This is a genomic window from Stenotrophomonas sp. STEN022 (assembly GCF_056760155.1).
This window is the reverse complement of the sequence record NZ_JBRREG010000145.1, coordinates 1-8203: the sequence shown is the minus strand read 5'-3', so window position 1 is coordinate 8203 and position 8203 is coordinate 1. Positions and strand designations below refer to the sequence as shown.

Sequence of the window (8203 nt, the reverse complement as noted above, 5' to 3'; positions counted from 1 at the left end):
TTGGAGTGCGGCGCCCCAACTCCTACACGTGCTTCTGGGCACCGCGACGTAACGGGCTGCCGCACTCCGCTCTCAACCACAATCTACCCGGCTGGCAGACACAAGCGGCGTGAGCCGCGAAGCTGGTGGTTTGCCAGGTTGCGGGCATGTAGGCGACTGCGGTGGTGTCGGCTTCGCGGCTGAAGCCGCTCCTGCAGGATGCTTGGTTGGATTGCTGGGGAGGCCTTTGCCGAGCATGGCTCGGCACTACCGGTTGGGTTTTTCTGAATGGTGGCTGTCGCTGGCCGGGGGAGGCTTGATCGCGGCGCTGACCGGCCCCATTACCGGTGAACAGTATTCCGGAGGCCGTATGGACCCCAGTCAGAACCCGAGTGTTTTTCATGCCACCACCATCTGCTGCGTGCGTCGCGGCGAGCATGTGGCGATTGCTGGCGATGGTCAGGTCACCCTGGGCCATACGGTCATGAAGGGAAATGCGCGCAAGGTGCGCCGGCTTGGCCGCGATGGCCAGGTGCTGGCGGGTTTTGCCGGTGCAGCGGCTGATGCCTTCACCTTGTTTGAATTGTTTGAAGCCAAGCTTGAAAAGCACGGCCAGCTGACTCGCGCTGCGGTGGAGCTGGCCAAGGATTGGCGTACCGATCGCCGCTACGGCAAGCTCGAAGCGCTGCTGGCCGTGGCCGACCGAGAAACCTCGCTGATCATCAGCGGCACCGGCGATGTGATCGAGCCGGAAGACGGCATCATCGCCATTGGTTCGGGCGGCTCGTACGCGCTCAGTGCGGCGCGGGCGCTGCTCAAGCACACCGATCTGGATGCACGTGGCGTGGCCACCGAGGCGATCAACATCGCGGGCGGCATCTGCATCTACACCAACACCAACGTCGTGGTGGAAGAGCTCTGAGCTCTTCGGCCATCAACCGCGAGTACCCCATGAGCCACAAGATCGAAGTTTCCTCCGCCACCATGACCCCGCGCGAAATCGTGCAGGAGCTGGACCGTCACATCGTTGGCCAGCACGATGCCAAGCGTGCGGTCGCCATCGCGTTGCGTAACCGCTGGCGCCGCATGCAGCTGCCCGTCGAGCTGCGTAATGAGGTGATGCCGAAGAACATCCTGATGATCGGCCCGACCGGCGTCGGCAAGACCGAAATCGCACGCCGCCTGGCCACGCTGGCCAATGCGCCGTTCGTCAAGGTTGAAGCCACCCGCTTCACCGAAGTTGGCTACGTCGGCAAGGACGTGGAGCAGATCATCCGTGATCTGGCCGATACCGCCGTCAAGCTGTACCGCGAGCAGGCCAAGGTGCGCGTGCGCACGCAGGCTGAAGAGAAGGCCGAGGACCGGATTCTTGACGCGCTGCTGCCGCGTCGCAGCGTTGGCATTGGCTTTGATCCGGAAGCAGCACGCAACGAACCGTCGGCTGCCGACAACGAAACCCGCATCAAGTTCCGTCGCATGCTGCGTGCTGGTGAGCTGGATGAGCGCGAGATCGAACTGGATGTTTCCGCCAACGTCAGCATGGACATCATGACCCCGCCGGGCATGGAGGAAATGGGTCAGCAGCTGAAGTCGATGTTTGCCAATCTTGGCAGTGCCAAATCGAACAAGCGCACGTTGAGCATCAAGGCCGCGCGTCCGCTGTTGATCGAGGAAGAGGCCGGCAAGCTGGTCAACGAGGACGATATCCGCACCGCTGCGATTGAAGCCTGCGAGCAGCACGGCATTGTCTTCATCGACGAGATCGACAAGGTTGCCAAGCGCAGCGACGCTGGTTCATCCGGCGGCGATGTCTCGCGCGAAGGCGTGCAGCGCGACCTGCTGCCGCTGGTGGAAGGTTCCAACGTGTCGACCAAGTACGGCACGGTGAAGACCGACCACATCCTGTTCATTGCTTCCGGTGCGTTTCATCTGGCCAAGCCGAGCGATCTGATTCCCGAGCTGCAGGGTCGTTTCCCGATCCGCGTGGAACTGGGCGCGCTGAGCAAGAATGATTTCGTGCGCATCCTGACCGAGCCGAAGGCGGCGTTGACCAAGCAGTACGAAGCCTTGTTGGCGACGGAAGGCGTCAAGGTCAACTTCACTGCCGAGGCAGTAGATCGCCTGGCGGAGATTGCGTTCCAGGTCAACGAGCGTCAGGAGAATATTGGTGCGCGTCGTCTGCACACTGTGCTGGAGCGTTTGCTGGATACCTTGAGCTACGAAGCGCCGGATCGTGATGGCGACAGCATTGCGATCGACCTTGCCTATGTGGACAAGCACCTGGGCGAGCTGGTGAAGGACCCGGACCTGAGTCGCTACATTCTGTGACGGTTGGTTTGGGTTGATGAGAAGCGGCGGCACGTTGGTGTCGCCGTTTTTTTTTCGTGTGTTTTGGTTGTTGGCAATGCGAGTAGTGCCCCTGCCGAGCATGGCGCGGCCCTACCGGAGCTGCGTTTAGCCCTCCCTTTGCCACAGGCAAGGGGAGGGTTGGGAGGGGTGCTTTGCTTGTGCGTCTGCATTCGCTTGCTTCGCGGCTTACGCCGCTCCCACACGGCTGGTGCGGTTCTGGCAATGTTGCTCGGTAAGGCCCTTGCCGAGCATGGCTCGGCACTACATGGCTGGCTTAGTCTTCGTCCGGCGGTGGCAGCGGCGAAGGATCTGAGCCAGGTTCGAATACACCGGGCTTCACGTAGTGCGCCATCAGCGCGTCCAGCATCTCGCGGCTGTCACGTTCCAGGTCGAACTGTGTGGGTTCCAGCATGGCGCTGTACAGCACGCCGGTCAGGCCTGCATGCAGGATGCGCGCGCTGCTTGCGGTGTTCACGCCATCGCGCAGCTGGCCCAGCTCACGCGCGCGCTCAAGTGCACGGCGGAAAATCGCCATCTCTTCTTCAACGCTGTCGTGCTGCAACTGCTGCATCGCCACGCTCTCGGCGGACAGGTCGTTGCGCAGCATGATCTCCATCATCTCGCGCAGCTGTGGATCGTTGGCCAGTTCGCTCAAGGACACCAACATCGCTGAACGCAGGTCCAGGATCGGCGTGTTGCGCAGGGGCGAGTAGGCCTGGCGCAGGCGCTTGATGAACGGCACGCGCTCGCGGTTGATCATCGCTTCCAGCACTTCGGTCTTGTTCTTGAAGTGCCAGTACACCGCGCCGCGGGAGACGCCCGCGCGCTCGCCGATCGCCGCCAGCGAGCTGCCGGCGACGCCGTGTTCATGGAAGCAGGCCAGCGCAGCATCCAGGATGCTCTCGCGGGTGACTGCTGCCTCTTCTTTGGTCTTTCTGGCCATTGCTCGGTGCAAATGCTGGATGAAACCGACCTGAATTGTACTGGTTTACAAACATGAGTGTATGTATGTATATTTTCCGGGCTTGCTCTGCAGGATGGCCGTGATGTGCGTAGTGGTGGCGGTTGCCACGGCTGTGCCCGTAACGTATGTGGTACGGAAGGATATGCCCGGGCGTATCTCATGTTCCGCCCGATCCTCGAGCGCCACTTTTCCTCATTGAGCTCCTCTCCCATGCCTGCTATCAGTCGCTACCGTCTCGTCGCGCTTTCCCTCGCACTATCCGTCGCGCTCGTTGCCTGCAAGGGCGGCGGGGAGCAGCCGCAGCAGGGTGGGCCGGGTCAGGTCACCGTGGTCACGCTGAAGCCGGAAACGATCACCTTGACCCGTGAACTGGCCGGTCGTGCCAACGGCTACCAGGTCGCCGAAGTGCGCCCACAGGTCAGCGGCATCGTTGCCAAGCGCCTGTTCACCGAAGGCAGCGTGGTCAAGGCCGGCGATCCGCTGTATCAGCTGGATGACGCCGCCTACCGCGCCCAGGCCAACAGTGCCCGCGCGCAGCTGGCACGTGCCGAAGCCAGCGCCAACGCCGCCCGTCTGGCCGCGCGCCGCAGCAGCGAGCTGGTCAAGTCGCGGGTGATCAGCGTGCAGGACGACGAGAACGCACAGGCCGCCTGGAAGCAGGCCGAGGCCGACGTGCTTGCCGCACGCGCATCGCTGGATGCGGCCAATGTGACGCTGGGTTATGCCCGCATCACCGCGCCGATCAGCGGCCAGATCGGCAAGTCCTCGGTTACCCAGGGCGCGCTGGTCAGCGCCGGCCAGGCCGAACCGCTGGCCACCATCAACCAGCTCGATCCGATCTATATCGACGTCACCCAGTCCTCGGCCGAGCTGCTGCAGCTGCGTCGTGAACTGGCCGCCGGTCGCCTGGAAGGCGCCTCGGAACTGCCGGTCGACATCGTGCTAGAAGACGGCAGCACCTTCGCCCACAAGGGCAAGCTGGAGTTCTCCGAAGTCAGCGTCGACCCGGCTACCGGCAGCTACCTGATGCGCGTGCGCGTGGACAACCCGGACCAGGTGTTGATGCCGGGCATGTTCGTGCGTGCGGTGCTGGGCAGTGGTGTGCGCCCGAACGCGCTGCTGGTGCCGATGCAGGGCATTGCGCGTGATCCCAAGGGCGATACCTCCGCGATGGTGGTGGATGCCGAGGGCAAGGTTGCCGTTCGTCCGGTCAAGGTCAGCCGCACCATTGGTGACAAGTGGCTGGTCGAGGACGGTCTGAAGGCAGGCGACAAGGTCATTGTCGAAGGCCTGCAGAAGATCGGCCCCGGGATGCCGGTGCAGGCCACCGAGAAGGGTGCCGAAGCCGCCAAGCCCGCCGCCGCGCCTGCCGCGGCGCCGGCTGAAAAGCAGTAAGCGGAGAACTACATGGCACGCTTCTTCATCGACAGGCCCATCTTTGCGTGGGTCATCGCCATCATCATCATGCTTGCCGGCGCGCTGGCAATGCTCAAGCTGCCGATCTCGATGTATCCCGAGGTCGCGCCGCCTGCGGTGTCCATTTCGGCCAGCTATCCGGGCGCTTCGGCCAAGGTGGTCGAAGACTCGGTGACGCAGATCATCGAGCAGAACATGAAGGGCCTGGACGGCCTGATGTACTTCTCCTCCAACAGCTCCTCCAACGGCCAGGCCAGCATCACCCTGACCTTCGAGAGCGGCACCAACTCCGACATCGCCCAGGTGCAGGTGCAGAACAAGCTGCAGCTGGCGATGCCGCTGTTGCCGCAGGAAGTGCAGCGCCAGGGCATCAACGTCGCCAAGTCCAGCTCGGGCTTCCTCAACGTGCTGGGCTTCGTCTCCGAAGACGGCAGCATGGATGAGAACGACATCTCCGATTACGTCGGTTCCAATGTCGTCGATCCGCTGAGCCGCGTGCCGGGCGTGGGTTCGATCCAGGTGTTCGGTGGCAAGTACGCCATGCGCATCTGGCTGGACCCGACCAAGCTGCAGACCTACAAGGTGTCGGTTGACGAGGTCACCGCCGCGGTGAAGGCACAGAACGCGCAGGTCGCCGTCGGCCAGTTGGGCGGTGCACCGGCGGTCAAGGGCCAGCAGCTCAATGCCACCATCAATGCACAGGATCGCCTGCAGACGCCGGAACAGTTCCGCAACATCGTGGTGCGTACTGAAACCGATGGCTCCACCTTGAAGCTGGGCGACGTTGCCCGCGTCGAACTGGGCGCGGAAACCTACGACTTCGTTACCCGTTACAACGGCAAGCCGGCCTCCGGCCTGGCCATCACCCTGGCGACGGGTGCCAATGCGCTGGAAACCGCCGAAGGTGTGAGCAAGACCCTGGATGAGCTGAAGGCCAACTTCCCGGCCGGCATGACCGCGGTGATCCCGTACGACACCACACCGTTCGTGAAGGTGTCGATCAAGGGCGTGGTCAAGACGCTGCTGGAAGCCATCGTGCTGGTGTTCGTGGTGATGTATCTGTTCCTGCAGAACTTCCGCGCCACCTTGATCCCGACCATCGCCGTGCCGGTGGTGTTGCTGGGCACCTTCGGCATCCTCGCGGTGCTGGGTTTCTCCATCAACATGCTGACCATGTTCGCGATGGTGCTGGCGATCGGCCTATTGGTCGATGACGCCATCGTGGTGGTGGAGAACGTCGAGCGCATCATGTCCGAGGAAGGACTGTCGCCGCTGGAAGCCACCCGCAAGTCGATGAGCCAGATCACCGGCGCGCTGGTCGGTATCGGCCTGGTGTTGTCGGCGGTGTTCGTGCCGATGGCCTTCATGAGCGGCTCCACCGGCGTCATCTACCGGCAGTTCTCGGCGACCATTGTTTCGGCGATGGCCTTGTCGGTGCTGGTCGCCATCGTGCTGACCCCGGCCTTGTGCGCCACCATGCTCAAGCCGCTGAAGAAGGGCGAGCACCACGTTGCACACAAGGGCATCTCGGGCCGCTTCTTCAACTGGTTCAACAACGGCTTCGACCGCACCAGTGGCACCTACCAGCGCGGCGTACGCGGCATCCTGCATCGCCCGGGTCGTTTCATGGCGGTGTTTCTGGCGCTGGCGGTGGTGATGGGCCTGCTGTTCGTGCGCCTGCCCAGCTCGTTCCTGCCCAATGAAGACCAGGGCATCCTGATGGCGCTGGTCAACGCACCGGTCGGCGCAACCCAGGAACGTACCCTGGAGTCGATCTACAAGCTGGAAGACCACTTCCTGAAGAACGAGAAGGACGCGGTTGAATCGGTGTTCTCGGTGCAGGGCTTCAGCTTCTCGGGCATGGGCCAGAACTCGGGCATGGCCTTCGTCAAGCTCAAGGACTGGAGTGAACGCACGCCTGATCAAGGTGTAGGCCCGATCACCGGCCGCGCGATGGCGGCACTTGGCCAGATCAAGGACGCCTTCATCTTCGCCTTCCCGCCGCCGGCCATGCCGGAGTTGGGTATCGCCTCGGGTTACACCTTCTTCCTGAAGGACAACTCCGGGCTCGGCCATGATGCGCTGGTCAATGCACGCAATCAGCTGTTGGGCATGGCGGGCGAAAGCAAGCTGCTGGCCAACGTGCGACCGAACGGCCTGGACGACACCCCGCAGCTGCGTCTGGACATCGACGTGGCCAAGGCCGGCGCGCATGGCCTGTCGCTGGACACCATCAACAGCACGCTGGCCACCGCCTGGGGTTCGAGCTACATCGATGACTTCATCGACCGTGGCCGCGTCAAGCGCGTCTACGTGCAGGCCGATGACGGCTTCCGCATGAACCCGGAAGACTTCAACCTGTGGACGGTGAAGAATTCCTCGGGCGAGATGGTGCCGTTCTCGGCCTTCGCCAGCCAGCGTTGGGATTACGGTTCGCCGCGCCTTGAGCGCTACAACGGTGTCTCCGCACTGGAAATCCAGGGTGAAGCCGCACCGGGCGTGGCCTCGGGTGACGCGATGCTGGAAGTGGAAAAGCTGGCCAAGCAGTTGCCGGCCGGTTTCACCATCGAATGGACGGCTGTGTCCTACCAGGAACGCGAGGCCGGTTCGCAGACGCCGCTGCTGTACACGCTGTCGCTGCTGATCGTGTTCCTGTGTTTGGCTGCGCTGTATGAAAGCTGGAGCGTGCCAACCGCGGTGTTGATGGTTGCCCCGCTGGGTATCCTCGGTGCGGTGCTGGCCAACACCATGCGTGGCATGGAACGTGACGTGTACTTCCAGGTGGCGATGTTGACCACGGTGGGTTTGACCTCGAAGAACGCGATCCTGATCGTCGAGTTCGCCAAGGAGCATCTGGAGAAGGGTTCGGGCGTGATCGAAGCGACGATGCACGCGGTCCGCGACCGTCTGCGTCCGATCATCATGACCTCGCTGGCCTTCGGCCTGGGCGTGTTGCCGTTGGCAATCGCCTCCGGTGCGGGTTCGGGTGCACAGCGCGCAATCGGTACCGGCGTGTTGGGCGGCATGGTGGTTGGCACCTTGCTCGGCCTGTTCTTCATCCCGCTGTTCTTCGTGGTGGTGCAGCGTTTGTTCAACCGCAAGCAGCTGGCCAGGAACGGAGACCTGCCGCAGCAGTAAGCGGGCAGGGTAGTTGCAAGCAAAAGGCGCCGAAAGGCACCTTTTGTTTTTTAGCCCCTCTCCCGCTTGCGGGGTGAAAAGGGGCGTTTAAAAACCATCGGTTTGTGCCCCTGTTGAACGCGCTTGCGCCAGCGCAAGGGCCGGGGCGCGGAGCGGGGGGTGGGTGAGGGCAGCTCTGGGCCTGGAAAGCCTGAAAGCCAACCCCTCCCCAACCCTCCCGTCAAAGGGAGGGGGCCAGAAGCGCTCGGCCAAAGGAAGGGGCGTTGTGGGGGGGGGGGGGGGGGGGGGGGGGGGGGGGGGGGGGGGGGCCGGCCCGGCGCGGGCGGGGGCGGGGGCGGTCGGGCGGACAAAAAAAAA

The 8203-nt window shown here is 63.3% G+C and carries 5 protein-coding genes; 4 read left to right on the top strand and 1 reads right to left on the bottom strand.

Annotation, left to right across the window (positions count from 1 at the left end; translation table 11 throughout):
• The first annotated feature begins 349 nt into the window (after nucleotides 1-349).
• Complete coding sequence (hslV, locus tag ACVOMF_RS19825) at nucleotides 350-901, top strand: ATP-dependent protease subunit HslV (protein ID WP_282270516.1); 552 nt, start codon at nucleotides 350-352, stop codon at nucleotides 899-901.
• Nucleotides 902-930: 29 nt separating this feature from the next.
• Nucleotides 931-2307 carry an ATP-dependent protease ATPase subunit HslU gene (gene hslU, locus ACVOMF_RS19820; RefSeq protein WP_481510794.1) on the top strand — a complete coding sequence of 459 codons (1377 nt, stop codon included), beginning with the start codon at nucleotides 931-933 and terminating at the stop codon, nucleotides 2305-2307.
• A gap of 295 nt (nucleotides 2308-2602) precedes the next feature.
• Here hslU and ACVOMF_RS19815 read toward each other — a convergent pair whose 3' ends face one another.
• On the bottom strand, nucleotides 2603-3271 hold the full coding sequence (locus ACVOMF_RS19815; RefSeq protein ID WP_481510793.1) for a TetR family transcriptional regulator: 669 nt from the start codon (nucleotides 3269-3271) through the stop codon (nucleotides 2603-2605).
• A 231-nt stretch (nucleotides 3272-3502) separates the two neighbouring features.
• Between ACVOMF_RS19815 and ACVOMF_RS19810 the strand changes: the two genes are divergently transcribed.
• Complete coding sequence (locus ACVOMF_RS19810) at nucleotides 3503-4687, top strand: efflux RND transporter periplasmic adaptor subunit (protein WP_481510792.1); 1185 nt, start codon at nucleotides 3503-3505, stop codon at nucleotides 4685-4687.
• Between the two features lie 12 nt (nucleotides 4688-4699).
• Nucleotides 4700-7846, top strand: a complete 3147-nt coding sequence (smeE, locus tag ACVOMF_RS19805) for a multidrug efflux RND transporter permease subunit SmeE (RefSeq protein WP_481510791.1) — start codon at nucleotides 4700-4702, stop codon at nucleotides 7844-7846.
• Nucleotides 7847-8203 lie beyond the last annotated feature (357 nt).